We start from the raw sequence: 18,031 nt of genomic DNA, 5'->3' as shown, positions 1-18,031 counted from the left end.
TCCCCATCACAGCGCCCTTCGAGCGCTTCCTCTTCCCCTGACGGTTGATCGTGTTGACGGCGAGGACCTTCACGTTGAAGACCTGCTGCACAGCGATCTTGATCTGGGTCTTGTTGGCGTCGGGCCGGACGATGAACGTGTACTTGTTCTCGTCCAGGAGGCCGTAGCTCTTCTCCGAGATGACCGGGGACAGCAGGACGTCCCGGGGGTCGCGGACGGTCATGCCTTCTCCTCAGTGTCATCAGTGGCGAGGTCCAGATCGGTGGTGCCCTCGACAGGCTCCATCGACGGGATCGCGCCCGGGATGTCCGGCGTCGTCAGGTCGGGCTTCTCGATCTCGACGCCCTTGCCCCTGGCCGGGCCCTCGATGTACTCGGCCAGCGCGGTCTCGGTGAAGACCACCTCGTCGGCGACGAGCACGTCGTAGGTGTTGAGCTGGCCGGCCTCGATCAGGTGCACCCGCGGCACGTTGCGCAGGCTGATCCAGTTGAGGACGTCGTCGCGGTCGAGGACGATCAGCACCCGCTTGGCGGAGCTGATGCCGTCCAGGACCTTGAGCGCGGCCTTGGTCGACGGGGCGTCGCCCTCGACGAACGCGGAGACCACGTGCACACGGTCCTCGCGGGCCCGATCGGAGAGGGCACCGCGCAGGGCGGCGGCCTTCATCTTCTTCGGGGTCTTCTGCTCGTAGTTGCGCGGCTGCGGGCCGTGGACGATGCCACCACCATTGAACTGCGGCGCGCGGATCGAGCCCTGACGGGCGCGGCCGGTGCCCTTCTGGCGGTAGGGCTTGACGCCACCACCGCGGACCTCGCCGCGGGTCTTGGTCGAGTGCGTGCCCTGGCGGGCCGCGGCCAGCTGGGCCACGACCACCTGGTGCAGCAGCGACACGTTGGCCGGAGCGTCGAACAGCTCGCCGGGCAGCGTCACGCTGCCGGCGGTCGACCCGGCCGGGGTGCGGACGTCGACCTGACGGTCGGCGCGCTCACTGGTCGATGAGGTCACTTGGCGTCACTCCCCACGGGACCGCCCTTGACCGCGGAGCGGACGAGCAGCAGCCCCCCGCGCGGGCCGGGAACGGCACCCTTGATCAGCACGAGGCCCCTCTCGGTGTCCACCGCGTGCACCTTCAGCGACAGCGTGGTCGTGGTGACCGCGCCCATCCGGCCGGCCATGCGCATGCCCTTGAAGACCCGGCCCGGGGTGGCGCAGCCACCGATCGAACCCGGGGAACGGTGCTTGCGCTGCACGCCGTGCCCTGCGCCCAGGCCCTTGAACCCGTGACGCTTCATGACACCCGCGGTGCCCTTGCCCTTGCTGGTGCCGGTGACGTCGACCTTGGTCACGTCGGAGAGGACCTCAGCGGTCAGCTCCTGGCCCACCGTGAAGTCGCCGGCGTCCGACGTGCGCAGCTCGACCAGGTGCCGACGCGGCGTGACGCCCGCCTTGGCGAAGTGCCCGCCCTCGGGCTTGTTCACCTTGCGGGGGTCGATCGCGCCGAACCCGAGCTGGACGGCCGAGTAGCCGTCGACCTCGGGGGTGCGCACCTGAGTGACCACGCACGGACCCGCCTTGACGACGGTCACCGGCACGATGCGGTTGTTCTCGTCGAAGACCTGGGTCATCCCCAGCTTCTCGCCGAGGAGACCACGGAATGTGCTCGCCATGTCTGAAAACAGCCCTTACTGGATGTTGACGTCGACCGACGCCGGCAGGTCGATGCGCATGAGCGCGTCGACCGTCTTCGGGGTCGGGTCGAGGATGTCGATGAGCCGCTTGTGGGTGCGCATCTCGAAGTGCTCGCGCGAGTCCTTGTACTTGTGCGGCGAACGGATCACGCAGTACACGTTCTTCTCCGTCGGCAGCGGCACCGGGCCGACGACGCGCGCTCCGGTCTTCGTCACCGTTTCCACGATGCGCCGCGCCGAGGCATCGATCGCCTCGTGGTCGTAGGCCTTCAGTCGGATGCGGATCTTCTGTCCCGCCATCGCCTGTCTTCGCTCCTGCCGATCGGGTGTTCTGGGGTCGAGCTGGGTCGGTTGACCGGGGGTCCCGGGTTGGACCCGGGGCGGTGGGCGGCGACCGTCAGGCCGCCGCCCACCGCGGGACTCACTTGAGGATCTTGACGACCCGGCCTGCGCCGACGGTCCGGCCACCCTCGCGGATGGCGAACTTCAGGCCCTCCTCCATGGCGATCGGCTGGATCAGCTCGACCGTCATCTCGGTGTTGTCGCCGGGCATGACCATCTCGGTGCCGGCGGGCAGGGTCACCACGCCGGTCACGTCCGTCGTCCGGAAGTAGAACTGGGGACGGTAGTTGTTGAAGAACGGCGTGTGCCGGCCGCCCTCGTCCTTCGAGAGGATGTAGACCGAGCCCTCGAAGTTCGTGTGCGGGGTGATGGACCCCGGCTTCACGACGACCTGGCCGCGCTCGACGTCCTCACGCTTGGTGCCGCGGAGCAGCAGACCGCAGTTCTCGCCGGCCCACGCCTCGTCGAGCTGCTTGTGGAACATCTCGATGCCCGTGACCGTGGTCTTCTGCGTCGGGCGGATGCCGACGATCTCGACCTCGGCGTTGATCTTCAGCGTTCCACGCTCGGCGCGGCCCGTGACGACGGTGCCACGGCCGGTGATCGTGAAGACGTCCTCGATCGGCATGAGGAAGGGCTTGTCCTTGTCGCGCACGGGGTCCGGGACGGACTCGTCGACGGCCTCCATCAGCTCGAGGATGCTCTGGGTCCACTTCTCGTCGCCCTCGAGCGCCTGCAGTCCGGAGACGCGGATCACGGGAGCGTTGTCGCCGTCGAAGCCCTGGCTGGCCAGGAGCTCGCGAACCTCGAGCTCGACGAGCTCCAGGATCTCCTCGTCGTCGACCATGTCGGCCTTGTTGAGGGCGACGAGCAGGTACGGCACGCCGACCTGCTTGGCGAGCAGCACGTGCTCACGCGTCTGGGCCATCGGGCCGTCGGTCGCCGCGACCACGAGGATCGCGCCGTCCATCTGGGCAGCACCGGTGATCATGTTCTTGATGTAGTCGGCGTGACCGGGAGCGTCGACGTGCGCGTAGTGACGCTTGGGCGTCTCGTACTCGACGTGCGAGATGTTGATCGTGATGCCGCGCTGGCGCTCCTCGGGAGCGGAGTCGATCGACGCGAAGTCGCGCTGCTTGTTGGTCGCGGACGGGTACTTGTCCGCCAGGACCTTGGAGATCGCCGCGGTGAGCGTGGTCTTGCCGTGGTCGACGTGACCGATCGTTCCGATGTTGACGTGCGGCTTGGTGCGCTCGAACTTGGCCTTGGCCACTGTGTGTCCTCCTTAAGGACGTTCTCGTGCAGCCATCCGGATCGCAGGCTGCGACCCAGAGAGGATACAGGGATTTGGTTGGTTATCTTACCGAGCAATCACCGGGGGGACCCGGCCGATGCCGCCTTCTCGCGGGTATCGGCCGGACCCCGGCAGGGCGCTCAGTCGCCCTTGTTCTTCTGGATGATCTCGTCCGCGACGGCCCGGGGGACCTCCGCATAGCTGGCGAACGTCATCGAGTAGACGGCGCGGCCGGACGTGCGGCTGCGCAGATCGCCCACGTAGCCGAACATCTCCGAGAGGGGAACGTTCGCGCGGATGACCTTGACGCCGGTGGCGTCCTCCATCGAGACGATCTGACCCCGCCGGGAGTTGATGTCGCCGATGACGTCGCCCATGTACTCCTCGGGCGTGCGCACCTCGACGTCCATGATCGGCTCGAGCAGAGCGGGATCGGCGCGGCGCGCGGCCTCCTTGTAGGCCATCGAGCCGGCGATCTTGAACGCCATCTCGGACGAGTCGACGTCGTGCGCCGCTCCGTCGAGGAGGATCGCCCGGACGCCCACCGTGGGGTAGCCCGCGAGGACACCCACCTGCATCGCGTCCTGGATGCCCGCGTCCACCGACGGGATGTACTCCCGGGGGATGCGACCACCGCTGACCGCGTTCTTGAACTCGTAGGTCGTCTCCGGGGTGACCTCCATCGGCTCGAGGGAGATCTGCACCTTCGCGAACTGGCCGGAGCCACCGGTCTGCTTCTTGTGCGTGTAGTCGTACTTGTCGATCTTCTTGCGAAGGGTCTCGCGGTACGCCACCTGCGGCTTGCCGACGTTCGCCTCGACCTTGAACTCGCGCTTCATGCGGTCCACGAGGATGTCGAGGTGGAGCTCGCCCATGCCCTTGATGATGGTCTGGCCGGTCTCCTGGTTCTGCTCGGTGCGGAACGTGGGGTCCTCTTCGGCCAGCTTCTGGATGGCCGTGCCGAGCTTCTCCTGGTCGGCCTTGGTCTTGGGCTCGATCGCGACCTCGATCACCGGGTCGGGGAAGGTCATCGACTCGAGCACGACGCGGTTCGTCGGGTCGCTCAGGGTGTCACCGGTGGTGGTGTCCTTCAGGCCGATGACCGCGTAGATGTGGCCGGCGCCCATCCTCTCGACGGGGATCTCCTTGTTGGCCGCCATCTGGAAGATCTTCCCGATGCGCTCCTTCTTGTCCTTGGTGGAGTTGACCACCGCGGCGCCGCTCTCGACGGAGCCGGAGTACACGCGGACATAGGTGAGCCGTCCGAAGAACGGGTGCACGGCGACCTTGAAGGCGAGCGCGGAGAACGGCTCGCTGGCGTCGGCGTGACGCTCGATGATCTTCTCCTCGTCGCGCACGTCGTGGCCCTGGATGGCGGGCACGTCGAGCGGCGAGGGGAGGTAGTCGACCACCGCGTCGAGCATGGGCTGCACGCCGCGGTTCTTGAAGGCGGAGCCGCAGAAGACCGGGTAGATCTCGCTGGCGACGGTCAGCTTGCGGACCGCGCCCTTGATCTCCTCGGGGGTCAGGTCCTCGCCGCCGAAGTACTTCTCGAGCAGCGCGTCGTCGGTCTCGGCGACCGTCTCCACCAGCTTGTGCCGATACTCATTGGCGCGCTCGAGGAGATCGGCGGGGATCTCCTGGATCTCGTAGGAGGCGCCGAGGGTGACGTCACCCTTGGAGTCACCCGGCCAGACGAGGGCCCGCATGTAGACGAGGTCGATGACGCCGACGAAGCCGCTCTCGGCGCCGATCGGGAGCTGCATGACGAGGGGCTTCGCGCCGAGCCGCTTGATGATCGTCTCGACGGTGAAGTAGAAGTCCGCGCCGAGCTTGTCCATCTTGTTGACGAAGCAGATGCGCGGGACGTTGTACTTGTCCGCCTGGCGCCACACCGTCTCGGACTGGGGCTCGACGCCCTCCTTGCCGTCGAACACGGCGACCGCGCCGTCGAGCACGCGGAGCGAGCGCTCCACCTCGACCGTGAAGTCGACGTGCCCGGGGGTGTCGATGATGTTGATCTGGTTGTTCGCCCAGAAGCAGGTGATGGCCGCGGAGGTGATCGTGATGCCGCGCTCCTGCTCCTGCGCCATCCAGTCCATCGTCGCTGCGCCGTCGTGCACCTCACCGATCTTGTGGGTGAGGCCCGTGTAGAACAGGATGCGCTCGGTGGTGGTCGTCTTGCCGGCATCGATGTGCGCCATGATGCCGATGTTGCGGACCTTGTTCAGGTCGGTGAGCACGTCCTGTGCCACGGTGATTCCTTCGTCTTGAAATTGAGGGTTGGCTTGTGGCCGACCGCATCCGGCGGGCCAGCCCGATGCCGAGACGCTCGCGCGCGAGCTGCTCGATCACCGGGGCATCGGCGCGGGGAATGGGATCCGCGGGCCGAGGAAGGGGCGGCGCGATGCGCCGCCCCTTCCTGCTACCAGCGGTAGTGGGCGAAGGCCTTGTTCGACTCGGCCATCTTGTGGGTGTCCTCGCGGCGCTTGACCGCGGCTCCCAGCCCGTTCGAGGCGTCGAGGATCTCGTTCTGGAGACGCTCGGTCATCGTCTTCTCGCGGCGGGCCTTGGCGTAGGTGGTGAGCCAGCGCAGGGCGAGGGTGTTGGCACGGTGCGGCTTGACGTCGACCGGGACCTGGTAGGTCGAGCCACCGACGCGGCGGGACTTGACCTCGATGGCCGGGCGGACATTGTCGAGCGCCTTCTTGAGCGTGGCGACGGCGTCCTGGCCGTTCTTCGCCGTGACGCCCTCGAGCGCGCCGTAGACGATGCGCTCGGAGAGGCCCTTCTTGCCGTCGAGCAGGATCTTGTTGACCAGCTGGCTGACGACAGGGGCGCCGTACACCGGGTCGGCGATGACGGGACGCTTCGGGGCGGGACCCTTGCGGGGCATTACTTCTTCTCCATCTTCGCGCCGTACCGGCTGCGAGCCTGCTTGCGGTTCTTCACGGCCTGCGTGTCGAGCGCGCCGCGGACGATCTTGTAGCGCACACCGGGGAGGTCCTTCACGCGGCCGCCACGGACGAGCACCATGGAGTGCTCCTGGAGGTTGTGGCCCTCACCGGGGATGTAGGCCGTCACCTCGGTGCCGTTGGACAGCTTCACGCGCGCGACCTTGCGGAGGGCGGAGTTCGGCTTCTTGGGCGTGGTCGTGTACACACGGGTGCACACGCCGCGCTGCTGCGGGTTCGCCTTGAGCGCGGGAGCCTTGGTCTTCACGACCTTGCTCGTGCGCCCCTTGCGGACCAACTGCTGGATCGTTGGCACTGATTGCTCCTCGTTGTCGTACTGCTCGGTAGCTCTGCCCGGCGCACCTCGGCGCGCCCGGGCATCTCTGGACAACCGGCAATACAGATGAAACTCATATCGCTGGTGGTGTGGCGGTGGGGGCTGCACCCGAGGGATCGGGATGTGCTGCCCAGCGTCGCCGGAGATCGGAGAGTGTGACCCATCGGGCACACACCCGGAAAATATTAGCCTCCGCCTTCGCCCCGGTCAACCTGACCGGGGCCGCTGCGGCGCGCCGCGCAGACCGGCTGCCCGGGTCGTGCGACGCCGTCCCAGACTACCTCGGTCCTCACTCGTCCGAGGGATCCTCCCAAGGCCAGCGCGGACGCGGCCTTCCCTTCGCCTGGCGGGCACCCATCGAGCGGCCCACCAGGGCCGCGATGCCCGCGAGCAGCGCGGCCGCGACGATGAAGGGACTGACCGCATAGGTGAGCGGGAAGACGAGGAGCCAGATGACCTGCGCGCGGAGCAGCGTGTAGCCGATCGCGCCGAGCACGAGCAGCGCGAGATACACCGCCGCCGTGGCGCCGACGAAGCTGAGGCCGGCCGGCTGTTCGGTCCGGATGATGCGGATCACCAGCAGGGCGAGCACGACTGCTGCCCCGACGACCATGGCCGGCCCGAGCAGGGGGCCGGCGTCGGACTGGGGGATGACGTCGAGGTCGAGCAGGAGGCTGAGGATGCCGAACGCGGCCACCACGACCGCCGCCCAGCCCGCTGCGGTGAAGGCGGCGAGGAGGGGGGCGTTGACGGGGCGGCGTTCAGGCCGATCGGCCGCCATGGCCGGTCGTCACTTCTCGGGGGTGCCGGTCACGGCAGCGGCGGTCACGGCAGGATCCGTCGCGGCAGGGACGGCCGCCGCCGTGTCGGACGGCACAGGAGGCTTGGTGAGCAGATCGACGAGCCGGACGCCCTCGGCGGCGCCGATCGAGGCCGCCTCGGTGTTCGCCGCAGACACGGCGGAGAGGACCTCCGCGCGCTGGATCGACACTCCCCGGGGAGCGTCGAAGCCGATCCGGATGCCGTCGCCCCGGATGTCGATCACCGTGATGACGATGTCGTCCCCGATCATCACGCGCTCGCCCTTCTTGCGCGTCAGGACCAGCATCGGCCCAGCCTATCCCACCCGGTCCGACCAGCCCTCGGGCAGGCCGAGCTCGCGCACGGAATCGGGGCTGGAGGTTCGGCGGCCTGCGATGGTGGCCATTGCGGCGACGTCCCCTCGAGCGCGCACCGCGTTCACCCAGCGCGCCGTGTCGGCGATCTTGCGCGACGCATCGACGACGACCCACAGCTGGTCCGGGCCGAGCATCTTGATGGCGGAGATGCGCGGGTCGTCCGGATCGCCGTCGCCGAGGCCATAGGCGACCAGCACCGGGGATCCGCTCTGCACGCCGTAAGCGCGCGCGGCGAGCGCGGTGCGGCGGTCCTCGACCCGTCGCCGGGTGTTGCCGCCCACCGCTCCCCCGTCGCAGACGTAGGCGCGGCCGGCCCGGCGGGCCAGCGCGTTCGCGACCGCGACCGAGTCATCGCCGAGTCCGGCGAGGAGGATGAGGTCCCCGGGGCCCCTGAGCAGCTCCGGCGCCCGCCGCATCCCCGAAACGCCTGCGTGGGCCGGGAGGGGCACGGCCGACCACGCCGCGGGCAGAGTGCGCGGCGCCGCGGGCGCCTCGCGGGACGGGAGGTCGGCGAACGGCGCGTGCAGGGGGACGGCCTCGTAGTGGCGGGGAGTTCCGCCACGGGCGTCGGTGGGAACGGGCGACGGCGCGACCGGCGCTGGCGGCGCCCCCACGCCGGCGCGAAGCGTGCCGAGCACCTGCGCGAAGTCGAGGCTCTCGGTCGACACGGGAGGCTCGAGGCGGGTCAACCCGGCCTCCTCCTGCTCGGCGTCGTCCAGGAGCCGGGCGAGCCCCACGCGCTCCGCAGTCGGGAAGTCGTGCACGCCCGCCGGCACGGCGGGATCGGGGATCTCCACCGTGACGTCGATCACCCGACGCGCGAAGAAGCCTCCCAGCCCGCCGACGAGCGACTCCTCGGTGTCCACGACCCGGGCGTCGGGGCCGTATTCCGCCCGCACCCGCTCGGCCAGACCGCGGGTGGTCGGGCTGTCAAGCCGGAATCGGATCGAAGGCACGGACCACTCCGACCGTCTCGATTGCGGCGTCGGCCGAGGTCACCTCGGAGTAGGAGAGCACCGGGAGGCCGCCGGTCTGCGGGGCCACCAGGCGCCGGACCGCGGGCCGGAGCGCCGGGGCGCAGACGAGCACAGGAGCCCAGCCGCGCACCTCGGCGGCCTGGACTGCCAAGCGCAGGGAGTTCACGACCGCCTCGAGCCGGTTAGCGTCGAAGAGCACCTGGGTGCCGATCTCCGAGGGCCGCAGGGACTCGAGCATCGACTGCTCGAGCGGCGGGTCGATCATGATCACCCGCAGGGTGCGGTCATCGAGGTGCGGCGCGACGAGCGCCGGGCCCAGTGCCTGCCTGGCGGCCTCGACGAGGCCCTCAGGGTCGGTGGACACCCGTGCGCGCAGGCTGAGCGCCTCGTAGATCCGGGCGAGGTCGTTGATCGGCACGCGCTCGGCGAGCAACCCCTGCAGCACCCGGTGCACCTCGGCGAGCGTGAGCAGGTTGGGGATCAGCTCGTCGACGACCGCTGGGCTGATCTGCTTGACGCCCTCGGTGAGCACGCGGACGTCTTCGCGGCTCAGCAGGCGGGCGGCGTTGTCCGTGATGAGGGAGGACAGGTGCGTGATCACCACGGAGCCGCGGTCGATGACGGTCGCGCCGGCCAGCTCGGCGCTGTGCCGCATCTCCGCGGGCACCCACTTGCCGGCCAGGCCGAAGACCGGCTCGACGGTGGGCGTGCCCGGCAGCGAGTCCAGCGAGTCGCCGAGAGCGAGCACCCGCCCGGCGGGGGCCATCCCCCGGCCCACTTCGACGCCCGCCACCCGGATCACGTAGGTCGAGGGCGGGAGGTCGATGCTGTCCCGCGTGCGGACGGGCGGCACCACGATCCCGAGCTCCATGGCGATCCGCCTGCGCAGCGAGCGCACCCGGGCGAGGAGATCGTCGCTGACGCCGGAGACGAGGTCCACGAGGTCCGCCGCCAGCTGGATCTCGAGCGCGTGCACGCGCATCTGCTCGACGAGGTCCTCGGTGCTCTCTGCGGGCGCGGCGTTGGCGGCTGCGGCCTCCGCGACCGCGGCGGCGTCCTTCGCCTTCTGGGCCGCCTTCACTCGCGCGGCGACCACGAGGAGGGTGACGCCCACCAGGAGGAAGGGGATGACCGGCATGCCCGGGATGAAGGCCATCGCGATCGCGGCGCCGCCGGCGATCATCAGGGCGAGTCGCGACTGGGCGAGCTGCGCGGAGGCGGTCGACCCCATGTCGGAGTCGGCGCCGGAGCGGGTGACGATCATGCCGGTCGAGACGGCCATCAGGAGCGCCGGCACCTGGGTGACCAGGCCGTCGCCGATCGTCAGCAGGCTGTAGGTGCTGATCGCGTCCTCGATCGACTGACCGTGCTGCAGCATGCCGATCGCGATGCCGCCGACGAGGTTGATGATGATGATGATGATCCCGGCGATCGCGTCGCCCTTGACGAACTTCGACGCACCGTCCATCGCGCCGTAGAAGTCCGCCTCGGCGGACACCTCCGCGCGCCGCGCGCGCGCCTCCTGCTCGGTGATCAGCCCCGAGTTGAGGTCCGCGTCGATCGCCATCTGCTTGCCGGGCATGGCGTCGAGGGTGAAGCGGGCGCCCACCTCGGCCACGCGCTCGGCGCCCTTGGTCACCACCACGAACTGGATGACCACGAGGATGAGGAAGACGACCGCGCCGATGATCAGCGAGCCGCCGACCGCCACATGGCCGAACGCCGCGATCACCTGGCCCGCGTACCCGTCGCCGAGCACCAGTCGCGTGGAGGCCACGTTGAGACCCAGCCGGAACAGGGTGGCCACCAGCAGCAGCGAGGGGAAGATCGAGAAGTCCAGCGGCTTGCGCACGAACATGGTGGTCAGCAGGATCACGAGCGCGAACAGGATGTTCACGGTGATCAGCAGGTCGAGGAGCCAGGTCGCGACCGGCACGACGAGCAGCATGATGATCCCGACGACCCCCACGGGCACTGCCAGGGCCGTCAGCGTCTTCTTCATCGAGTCATTTGTCTCATGCCGCAGTGCCGACGAGGCGATGCACGCCCAGCGACGCGCCGCGCGACTTCAGGTTCATCACGAATGCGAGCACCCGTGCGACCGCGCCGTAGAGCTCGACGGGGATCTCGTGCCCCACCTCGCACGCCGCATGCAGGGCGCGGGCGAGGGGGATGTCCTGCACCATCGGCACCCGCGCGGCGGCGGCGCGCTCGCGGATCTTGGCGGCCACCTCCCCGGACCCCTTCGCGACGACCCGGGGGGCGGACCTGCCGGGCTCGTACTTCAGGGCCACGGCGACGTGGGTGGGGTTCAGCAGCACGACGTCCGCGGTGCCGACCGCGGCGATCATCCGGTTGCGCGACATGGCCAGCTGCCTGCTGCGGCGCTGGCCCTTCACGAGCGGGTCGCCCTCGGAGTTCTTCGACTCGTCGCGCACCTCGCGCTTGGTCATCATGGTGTGCTTGCGGTTGCGCTTCATCACCACGAAGAGGTCGAGCACCGCGAGCCCGATGCCGGCGAAGATGGCCGCCTGGGCGAGCGCGACGACCGCGCCCGACGCCGTGTCCAGCAGGCTCGAGACGGGCAGGCCGCCCGCATTCATCAGCACGGGCACGAGCCCCTGGATCGACATCGCGAGCACGATGCCGAGCACGGCCGTCTTCAGCAGCGCCTTGACGCCCTCCCAGAGCGCCTGGGTGCCGAAGATCCGCTTCAGGCCGTTCAGCAGATGGAAGTGCTCGCCACTGAACTGCAGCTGCTTCACGTGGACGCCGCCCTGCATCACGGACCCGACCAGCGCGCCGACGACCGCGGCGGCGAACATGGGCGTCATCACCGGAATGATCTGGGTGAGCGCGTTGCCGAACCAGTCGAGGGCGAGCAGCGCCTCCGGCCTGGCGATGAGGGCCCGGAAGCCGGCGACCATCCCTGTGGTCGCGTCCGCGGCGGCGCTCATCGTCAGGGGCGCGGCGAGGGCGGCCGCGCCGACGCTGATCCAGCCCGTGAGGTCGCGCGAGGAGGAGAGCTGGCCCTTCTTGCGGACGTCCTTCATCCGCTTGTCGGTCGCCCGTTCGGTGCGCTCGGAGGAGTCCGACACCTAGCTCACCACCCCCATCAGCCCGAGTGCGTCGTCGACGAGCGAGCCGACCACCCGCGGCAGGGCGAGGAAGACCACGCCCGCGACGAGCAGCGTGACGAGGACCTTGAGCGGATAGCCCATCGCGAAGGCGTTCATCTGGGGTGCCACCCGGGTGAGCAGGGCGAGCCCGACGTCGGCGAGGAACAGCACAACGATGAGCGGCCCCGCGATCTGCACGGAGGCCAGGAACATCTGGCTGACCCCGCCGACGAGCTGGCCTGCGGGATCCGACATGTCCAGCATCCCGGTAACGGGGAGGGCGTCGAACGTGCGCACCAGGCCGCCGATGATCAGCGCATCCCCGCCGCTCGTGAAGAGCAGGGCGAGTGCGATCAGGTGCATCAGCCGCGTGAACTGGGCGCCGTTGACGAGCGACTGCGGGTCGAACGCCTGCGCGAGCTGGAAGCCGCCGAACAGGTCGATCAGGCCGCCCGCGGACTGCACCGCCGAGAAGACGAGGAACACGAAGAAGCCGAGCAGCGCGCCCACGAGAAGCTGCGACACGAGCGCGAACAGGAACGGTCCCGTGTCGAGGGACGTGTAGCCCTGACTCACCCGCGGCGCGACGACCAGCGAGAGCGCCACGGCGAGCATCCCCTTGATCCTGAGCGGGAAGCCGTTGTAGGAGAACGGCGGCGCGATCACCAGGAAGGCGACCATCCTGACCCCGGCGAGGAGGCTCGACTCGACCCACGCCATGTCGATCGCCAGATTCATCAGCCGCCGTTCAGCAGCTTCGGCAGGAGCGCGAACAGCCCGTTGGTGAAGCCGACCGATTCGCTGATCATCCAGTGTCCGCAGACGAGCAGGGCGACGGCGACCGCGATCGCCTTCGGCACGAACGAGAGGGTCACCTCCTGGATCTGCGTGATCGACTGGAACACGGAGATGGCGAAGCCCACCACGAGCGAGGTGATGAGCATGGGCGCGCTGAGCTTGGCCGCAAGCAGAAGCGCCTGCATGGCGATGTCGATGACCGCGTTCTGGTTCACGCCCTACGTCCTGTAGCTCTGCACGAGGGAGGTGATGATGAGGCCCCAGCCGTCGACCAGGATGAAGAGCAGGATCTTGAACGGCAGCGCGATCATCGTCGGCGGGAGCATCATCATGCCCATCGCCATCAGCCCGGACGAGACGACGAGGTCGATCACGAGGAACGGCACGAAGATCACCAGGCCGATGATGAACGCCGCGCGCAGCTCGGAGATCATGAATGCCGGGATGAGGGTCACGATCGGCACCGCCTCGGCGTTCGCCGGGTTCGCCTGCCCGGCCGCCCGGGTCATCAGAGCGATGTCCTCCTCGCGCACGTGGGCCAGCATGAACTCGCGCAGGGGCCCCAGTGCCGCGTCGACCGCGTGGCCGAAGTCCATGGTGCCCGCCAGGTAGGGCTCGAGCGCGACCGTGTTCACCTGGGCGAGCACCGGCCACATGATGAACAGGGACAGGAAGAGCGCGAGGCCCGCGAGCACCTGGTTCGGCGGAATGCTGTTGAGGCCGATCGCGTTGCGCGTCATCGCGAGCACGACGAAGATCTTGGTGAACGACGACATCATCAGCAGCAGCGCCGGCGCCACCGAGAGCAGGGTGATGCCGAGCAGGACGAGGATCGATGTCGACGGGGCGCTGTCGGGGCCGTTGATCTGGATCGAGATGTCGCCCGGGGTGGGTGTGGGGACGACCGGCGGGGTCGGCGCGATCGGCGTCATCGTGGCGGCGGAGGCCAGTTCGGGGATCAGCACTGCGAGGGCCGTGCCGAGCAGCACGGCGCCCCCCAGCAGCACGGCACGGCGAGCGCCGTGCCGCCCTCCTGCGCGCTGGGGAACCCGGGCCCTCACCGCGCGCGCCGCAACGCGGTGGCTGTCTGCCGCCAGGTGTCCGCGGACAGGAGGGATCCGGCCACCGGCGAGCGCGAGGTCCGGGCGGCCTGCGCCTCGCGCGCCGCACGTCTGGTCGCCGGCTCGAGAGCCACCGGCTCCCGCACGGACGGGGGCTGCGGCGCCGAGCGTGCGGCCGCGAGCGCCCGCTGGAAGGAGCCGACCGGGATGGGGGTCGTCTGCACGGCGACCAGCTCCGGGGGAATCGGCGCGCTGTCCAGCACCGTCACCGCGTGCTCGGTCACCCCGAGCAGGAAGCGCTTGCCGTCGGTCTCGACGACCGCGACCGACGCCTTCGCGCCGAGGCTCTGCTTGGCGATGACCGTGATGTGCCGCCCCTTGGGGCGCGCCTTGGCGCCGCCGGTGATCCACCGGTGCGCGAACCAGATGACGGCGAGCACCGCCGCGAGTGAGACGAGCACCCGCAGTGCGAGGAATACGGTGTCCATCTGCCGCCTAGTCGGGTTCGATCGTGTCGAGGATCTTCGTGATCCGCACTGCGAACTCCTGGTCCACGACGACGATCTCTCCGTGGGCGATGAGCCGTCCATTGAGCATCACGTCGGCCGGCGTGCCGACGGAGCGGTCGAGCTCCACGACGGCGCCCGGCTCGATCGCGAGCAGCTCCCGGACCGACATCCGGGTGCGGCCGATCTCGACGGCGAGGGTCATCTGGACGTTGCTGATCCGGCCGAGCTTCGAGCTGAGGTGGGCGTCGGGGACGCTCCGCGGGGGCGCGGACCGGACCGAGACGGCGAACCAGCCGGCGAGGCCCGCTTCGCCGACGAGATCGAAGACGCTCGACTCCGGCGCCCCGAACAGCGCCGACGCGTCGCCCTCGCGGATCTCGCCGAGCATGCCGGCGCCGAGGACCGCGCCCGCCTGTTCGAGGGCGGGGCGCAGGACATCGGATGCCTGGACGAGGGCGGACTCGGCGCCCGCGGCCTCGGCGAGGCCGGCGCGGTCGAGCAGCACCAGCGAGATCTCGGCCGATCGGGTCCCCACGTAGGTCGCGGACACGGCCTGCGCCATCCGGTCGGCCGGGATGGCGGCGCCCGCGTGATGCGTGGCCATCAGGGCGGGGCCCGGGAGATGGCGCACGAGCGCCTCGACGACGGGGGCGCCCACCGACGAGTCGGCGAGGGTTGCGGGGAAGTTCACGATGCCTCCTGAGCGTCGATGACCACGCACGCCAGCCGGGTGCCGTGGGACCCGACGGCGGCCTTGGCGACCACCTCGCCGTCCACGGTGAGGCTGAGCGGGCGGTGCTGGGGGTGGACGAGTCGGAGCACGTCGCCCTCGGCGAGGCCGAGCACGACACTCGGCGCCACGGGGGTGCTGTCGAAGCGCAGTGAGAGCTCGACCGGAGCGTTGATCAGATGACCGCGGAGGTACTCGGCCGCGACGTGCGCCGACTGCTGGGTCTCCACCACGCCGAGCTGCGGCAGCAGCGCATCGGCCGGCAGGACGAGGGTCGCCGGAGTCGTGCGCTCTCCCACCTCGATCTCGAACGCCGTGACGACCATGAGGTCGCCGGTCCCGGCAGCCTGAGCGAACTGTGGGTTGTAGTGGAACGCCTCGATGGACAGCGACATGGGCAGCAGCGTCCCCATGGAGTACCGCAGATCCTCGAGGGCGTCCTCGGCGAGTCGCCGCACGAGCGCCTGCTCGATCTGGGTGAAGCCGCGCTCCCTGGCTTCGGTCTTCCCGTTGCCGCCGAGCATGCGGCCGATCCAGCCGAGCGCGGCGGAGGTCGGGAACTGCAGAATGCCCCTCGCGGGCACGCCGTCGAGGGCGAGCAGCACCATCGCGCTGGTCTCGGGCAGGCCGGACACGTACTCGTCGTAGCTGTGCAGCTGGGAGGACAGGAAGGTGACGTGCGAGACCACGCGGACCTTCGCCGTCAGCTGGGTGCCCCACTGTCGGGCGAAGGTCTCGAAGACGAGTTCCAGCATCCGGGACTGATCACGGCCGAGCGTGGCGGGACGCAGGAAGTCGTAGGGCTCGACGATGGGGTCGGTGCTGTCGCGCACGCCGACCAGCCGCTCCCGTACCGTCACGTAGACGAGTATCGGACAGCGGCGGGCTTCAGCCGGGTCGACTGGCCGGTCAGTGCTCCTTCGTGTCTTTGGTTGTCTCGGCCGGTGCTGCGGCCGCCGTGGTGGTGGCCGTCTCGGCGTCCTTGACCAGGCCCGGGATCAGCGCGTTGACCTCGTCCGACGACGTCGTGTGGATCACGATGTCGACGCGGCGGTTCTCCTCGCCGGACTTGGTGGCGATGAGCTTGTTTGGCCTGGTGGAGCCGTAGGAGACGGAGGAGATCTTGGTCCCGTGGACCTTGCCGCTCTCCACCATGTAGCGCAGCACCGCCGTCGATCGGGCGGCGGACAGGTCCCAGTCGGTCTCGAAGGGGGCGGGCGATCCGCGCGAATCGGCGTGGCCCTCGACGGTGATCTCGTTCTCGAGCGGCGCCAGCACCGGGGCGATGGCACCGAGCACGGCGCGGGCCGCGATGCGCAGCACGGCGCTGTTGCCGTTGAAGAAGGTGTCGTGGCCGACCAGGCCGACGGTCAGGCCGTCCGCATCGATGACGGCCGTCGCCTCGGCGTCCACGCCTCGCTTGGCGAGCGCGGTGTCGATCGCGTTCTTGACGTGGGTCAGCTCGTCGACCTGCCGCTGGGCGAGCTGGGTCGGCGTGAAGCCCTCCCCGTCTTGGTCCACCATGTCGGCGGGGACGACGACGCCCGTCGCGGTGTCGGCCGTCTCGCTGGTCTCCGCCCCGAAGCCGGTGGCGAGCGAGTTGGCGAGCTTCTCGAACTTGTTCTGATCCACGCTCGACATCGCATACAGAACGATGAACAGGCACATCAGCACCGTCACCATGTCCATGTAGGACGCCATCCAGCGCTCGTCGACGTGGAATTCTCCGCCGTGGCCGCCGCCACGGCGCCTCCTATGGCCGCTCATCCCGTCACGCGGCCTTCTCGGCGGGGTTCTCCGCCTTCTTCGCCGACTTGTCCGGCTTGCCCTGCTGGTACTCGGGCACGAGGGCGAGCAGGCGCTCACCGAGCAGGCGCGGCTGGCTGCCCGCCTGAAGGGCCATGATGCCCTCGATGAGAATGGTCATCCGCTCCGAGTCGAGGTCGGCCAGCTTGCCCAGCCGGCCGCCGATGGGCAGCCAGAGGAAGTTCGCGGACAGCACGCCCCACAGGGTGGCGACGAAGGCCGCCGCGATGGCGTGGCCGAGGGTGTCGGGGTTCGACAGGTTCTCGAGCACGTGGGTCAGCGACACGACCGTGCCGATGATGCCGATGGTGGGGCTGTAGCCGCCCAGGGAGTTGAAGAACTTGGCGGCAGCACGGCCGGTGCGCTCCCGGGTGGAGGCCTCGTCCTCCATCATGATGCGGAGGTCGTCGGCGTCCACGCCGTCGGCGATGTTCTGCAGCGCTCGCTTGAGGAACGGGTCGGTGACCTTGTCGGCCTCCTGCTCGAGGGCGAGCAGTCCGTTGCGGCGGGCCACCTCTGCGAGCTCGACGACCTGGTCGATGACCTTGCGCGGCGGCATGACCTTGCCGAGGAATGCGCTGGGCAGGGCCTTGAAGCCCTGGATGGCGTCGGGGAGCGTGGTAGAGGCGATGCCCACTGCCAGCGTGGCGCCGAAGACGAGGATCATCGGTGCCGGCAGCAGGATCGCCATCGGACTGGCGCCCTCGATGCCGATCATGGCGAAGAGCGCGCCGAAGGCAAGGAGCACCCCGATGAGGGTGGCGGGATCCATCAGCGGGCTCCCTTGCGGGTCCGCGTGGTGACGCGGTCACCCTCGACGACACCGAGGTGCGGCGCGCGATGCGGGCCCCCGGCTGCGTCGTTGCTGAGCGAGTGAGCGAGCGCGATCACCTTGGCGCGGTAGCCCGCGATCAGGTCGATGACGTGCTCCACCGACTCCCGCACGATGAACGTGGTTCCGTCGACCAGAACGATCGACGTGTCGGGACTGGCCTGGATCCGTTCGATCAGGTCAGGGTTGACGGCGAACGTGCTCTCGTTGAGGCGCGTCAGCACAATCATCGCTTCCCCCATCCGTGGGTAGATGCCCCGGCTCCATCCGTGGAGCCGATAAAGGCTTGTGACAGAGGTAACAATCGGCACCGGAATGCGCGCGGTAAGCACGAAAAGTCCGGATCGATACCCCTTTAGTGGGCACTTATCCGGAAGAAACGCCGGAATCGTCTCGATTCCGGACG

At 69.3% G+C, this 18,031-nt stretch carries 22 protein-coding genes; all 22 read right to left on the bottom strand.

The features are described 5' to 3' along the window. The coding region (gene rplW / locus JWR33_RS08815; protein ID WP_297411157.1) for a 50S ribosomal protein L23 at positions 1–223 on the bottom strand (223 nt) is incomplete at its 3' end. Then, positions 220–930, bottom strand: coding sequence for a 50S ribosomal protein L4 (gene rplD, locus JWR33_RS08810; RefSeq protein ID WP_297411162.1), 711 nt, complete (start codon positions 928–930; stop codon positions 220–222). The genes rplW and rplD, both read right to left, overlap by 4 nt. A gap of 71 nt (positions 931–1,001) precedes the next feature. Next, complete coding sequence (gene rplC / locus JWR33_RS08805) at positions 1,002–1,667, bottom strand: 50S ribosomal protein L3 (RefSeq protein WP_297411156.1); 666 nt, start codon at positions 1,665–1,667, stop codon at positions 1,002–1,004. Between the two features lie 15 nt (positions 1,668–1,682). Beyond that, positions 1,683–1,988: a 30S ribosomal protein S10 gene (rpsJ, locus tag JWR33_RS08800; protein WP_012950483.1), complete on the bottom strand. Its 306-nt coding sequence runs from the start codon at positions 1,986–1,988 to the stop codon at positions 1,683–1,685. Positions 1,989–2,109: 121 nt separating this feature from the next. Next, positions 2,110–3,303 carry an elongation factor Tu gene (gene tuf / locus JWR33_RS08795; RefSeq protein WP_297411153.1) on the bottom strand — a complete coding sequence of 398 codons (1,194 nt, stop codon included), beginning with the start codon at positions 3,301–3,303 and terminating at the stop codon, positions 2,110–2,112. 161 nt (positions 3,304–3,464) lie between these two features. Then, entirely contained in the window at positions 3,465–5,579 is a 2,115-nt protein-coding gene (gene fusA, locus JWR33_RS08790) for an elongation factor G (protein WP_297411150.1), read from the bottom strand. Between the two features lie 170 nt (positions 5,580–5,749). Next, entirely contained in the window at positions 5,750–6,220 is a 471-nt protein-coding gene (gene rpsG, locus JWR33_RS08785) for a 30S ribosomal protein S7 (protein ID WP_297411148.1), read from the bottom strand. Next, the gene (gene rpsL / locus JWR33_RS08780; RefSeq protein ID WP_136428023.1) at positions 6,220–6,594 is read right to left on the bottom strand and encodes a 30S ribosomal protein S12; all 375 of its coding nucleotides are present in this window, start codon (positions 6,592–6,594) and stop codon (positions 6,220–6,222) included. The genes rpsG and rpsL overlap by 1 nt, the downstream gene beginning before the upstream one ends. A gap of 310 nt (positions 6,595–6,904) precedes the next feature. After that, positions 6,905–7,396: a DUF6121 family protein gene (locus tag JWR33_RS08775; protein WP_297411143.1), complete on the bottom strand. Its 492-nt coding sequence runs from the start codon at positions 7,394–7,396 to the stop codon at positions 6,905–6,907. 9 nt (positions 7,397–7,405) lie between these two features. Continuing rightward, positions 7,406–7,723, bottom strand: coding sequence for a carbon storage regulator CsrA (csrA, locus tag JWR33_RS08770; protein WP_297411141.1), 318 nt, complete (start codon positions 7,721–7,723; stop codon positions 7,406–7,408). A gap of 9 nt (positions 7,724–7,732) precedes the next feature. Beyond that, positions 7,733–8,749: a hypothetical protein gene (locus tag JWR33_RS08765; RefSeq protein WP_297411139.1), complete on the bottom strand. Its 1,017-nt coding sequence runs from the start codon at positions 8,747–8,749 to the stop codon at positions 7,733–7,735. Beyond that, complete coding sequence (locus JWR33_RS08760) at positions 8,724–10,772, bottom strand: flagellar biosynthesis protein FlhA (protein ID WP_297411138.1); 2,049 nt, start codon at positions 10,770–10,772, stop codon at positions 8,724–8,726. The genes JWR33_RS08765 and JWR33_RS08760 overlap by 26 nt, the downstream gene beginning before the upstream one ends. Before the next feature lie 13 nt (positions 10,773–10,785). Beyond that, positions 10,786–11,868: an EscU/YscU/HrcU family type III secretion system export apparatus switch protein gene (locus tag JWR33_RS08755; protein WP_297411136.1), complete on the bottom strand. Its 1,083-nt coding sequence runs from the start codon at positions 11,866–11,868 to the stop codon at positions 10,786–10,788. Continuing rightward, positions 11,869–12,627: a flagellar biosynthetic protein FliR gene (locus JWR33_RS08750; RefSeq protein ID WP_297411134.1), complete on the bottom strand. Its 759-nt coding sequence runs from the start codon at positions 12,625–12,627 to the stop codon at positions 11,869–11,871. Continuing rightward, positions 12,627–12,902: a flagellar biosynthesis protein FliQ gene (gene fliQ, locus JWR33_RS08745; protein ID WP_297411132.1), complete on the bottom strand. Its 276-nt coding sequence runs from the start codon at positions 12,900–12,902 to the stop codon at positions 12,627–12,629. Before fliQ ends, JWR33_RS08750 begins: the two co-directional genes overlap by 1 nt. Positions 12,903–12,905: 3 nt before the next feature. Next, positions 12,906–13,652 carry a flagellar type III secretion system pore protein FliP gene (gene fliP / locus JWR33_RS08740; protein ID WP_297411160.1) on the bottom strand — a complete coding sequence of 249 codons (747 nt, stop codon included), beginning with the start codon at positions 13,650–13,652 and terminating at the stop codon, positions 12,906–12,908. Positions 13,653–13,744: 92 nt separating this feature from the next. Then, complete coding sequence (fliO, locus tag JWR33_RS08735; protein ID WP_297411130.1) at positions 13,745–14,236, bottom strand: flagellar biosynthetic protein FliO; 492 nt, start codon at positions 14,234–14,236, stop codon at positions 13,745–13,747. 7 nt (positions 14,237–14,243) lie between these two features. Continuing rightward, a complete protein-coding gene (fliN, locus tag JWR33_RS08730) occupies positions 14,244–14,948 on the bottom strand; it encodes a flagellar motor switch protein FliN (RefSeq protein ID WP_297411128.1) in 705 nt (234 codons plus the stop codon). Beyond that, on the bottom strand, positions 14,945–15,847 hold the full coding sequence (locus JWR33_RS08725; RefSeq protein ID WP_297411126.1) for a flagellar motor switch protein FliM: 903 nt from the start codon (positions 15,845–15,847) through the stop codon (positions 14,945–14,947). Before JWR33_RS08725 ends, fliN begins: the two co-directional genes overlap by 4 nt. Positions 15,848–15,896: 49 nt before the next feature. Further along, positions 15,897–16,754 carry a flagellar motor protein MotB gene (locus JWR33_RS08720; protein WP_297411125.1) on the bottom strand — a complete coding sequence of 286 codons (858 nt, stop codon included), beginning with the start codon at positions 16,752–16,754 and terminating at the stop codon, positions 15,897–15,899. Between the two features lie 4 nt (positions 16,755–16,758). Further along, positions 16,759–17,565 (bottom strand): MotA/TolQ/ExbB proton channel family protein, encoded by an 807-nt coding sequence (locus JWR33_RS08715; RefSeq protein WP_297411123.1) that lies wholly within the window; start codon positions 17,563–17,565, stop codon positions 16,759–16,761. Continuing rightward, the gene (locus JWR33_RS08710; RefSeq protein ID WP_297411122.1) at positions 17,565–17,855 is read right to left on the bottom strand and encodes a flagellar FlbD family protein; all 291 of its coding nucleotides are present in this window, start codon (positions 17,853–17,855) and stop codon (positions 17,565–17,567) included. The genes JWR33_RS08715 and JWR33_RS08710 overlap by 1 nt, the downstream gene beginning before the upstream one ends. Between the last annotated feature and the right edge of the window lie 176 nt (positions 17,856–18,031).

This window comes from Naasia sp. (genome assembly GCF_025465545.1).
Lineage (GTDB): Bacteria > Actinomycetota > Actinomycetes > Actinomycetales > Microbacteriaceae > Naasia.
This window is presented reverse-complemented; position numbering and strand designations above follow the sequence as displayed.

Bases quoted from the DNA above. Each gene is read 5' to 3' on its own strand.
- rplC (WP_297411156.1), bottom strand. From the start codon at position 1,667: ATGGCGAGCACATTCCGTGGTCTCCTCGGCGAGAAGCTGGGGATGACC.
- rpsJ (WP_012950483.1), bottom strand. From the start codon at position 1,988: ATGGCGGGACAGAAGATCCGCATCCGACTGAAGGCCTACGACCACGAG.
- rpsG (WP_297411148.1), bottom strand. From the start codon at position 6,220: ATGCCCCGCAAGGGTCCCGCCCCGAAGCGTCCCGTCATCGCCGACCCG.
- JWR33_RS08775 (WP_297411143.1), bottom strand. From the start codon at position 7,396: ATGGCGGCCGATCGGCCTGAACGCCGCCCCGTCAACGCCCCCCTCCTC.
- csrA (WP_297411141.1), bottom strand. From the start codon at position 7,723: ATGCTGGTCCTGACGCGCAAGAAGGGCGAGCGCGTGATGATCGGGGAC.
- JWR33_RS08760 (WP_297411138.1), bottom strand. From the start codon at position 10,772: ATGAAGAAGACGCTGACGGCCCTGGCAGTGCCCGTGGGGGTCGTCGGG.
- JWR33_RS08750 (WP_297411134.1), bottom strand. From the start codon at position 12,627: ATGAATCTGGCGATCGACATGGCGTGGGTCGAGTCGAGCCTCCTCGCC.
- fliO (WP_297411130.1), bottom strand. From the start codon at position 14,236: ATGGACACCGTATTCCTCGCACTGCGGGTGCTCGTCTCACTCGCGGCG.
- JWR33_RS08720 (WP_297411125.1), bottom strand. From the start codon at position 16,754: ATGAGCGGCCATAGGAGGCGCCGTGGCGGCGGCCACGGCGGAGAATTC.
- JWR33_RS08715 (WP_297411123.1), bottom strand. From the start codon at position 17,565: ATGGATCCCGCCACCCTCATCGGGGTGCTCCTTGCCTTCGGCGCGCTC.
- JWR33_RS08710 (WP_297411122.1), bottom strand. From the start codon at position 17,855: ATGATTGTGCTGACGCGCCTCAACGAGAGCACGTTCGCCGTCAACCCT.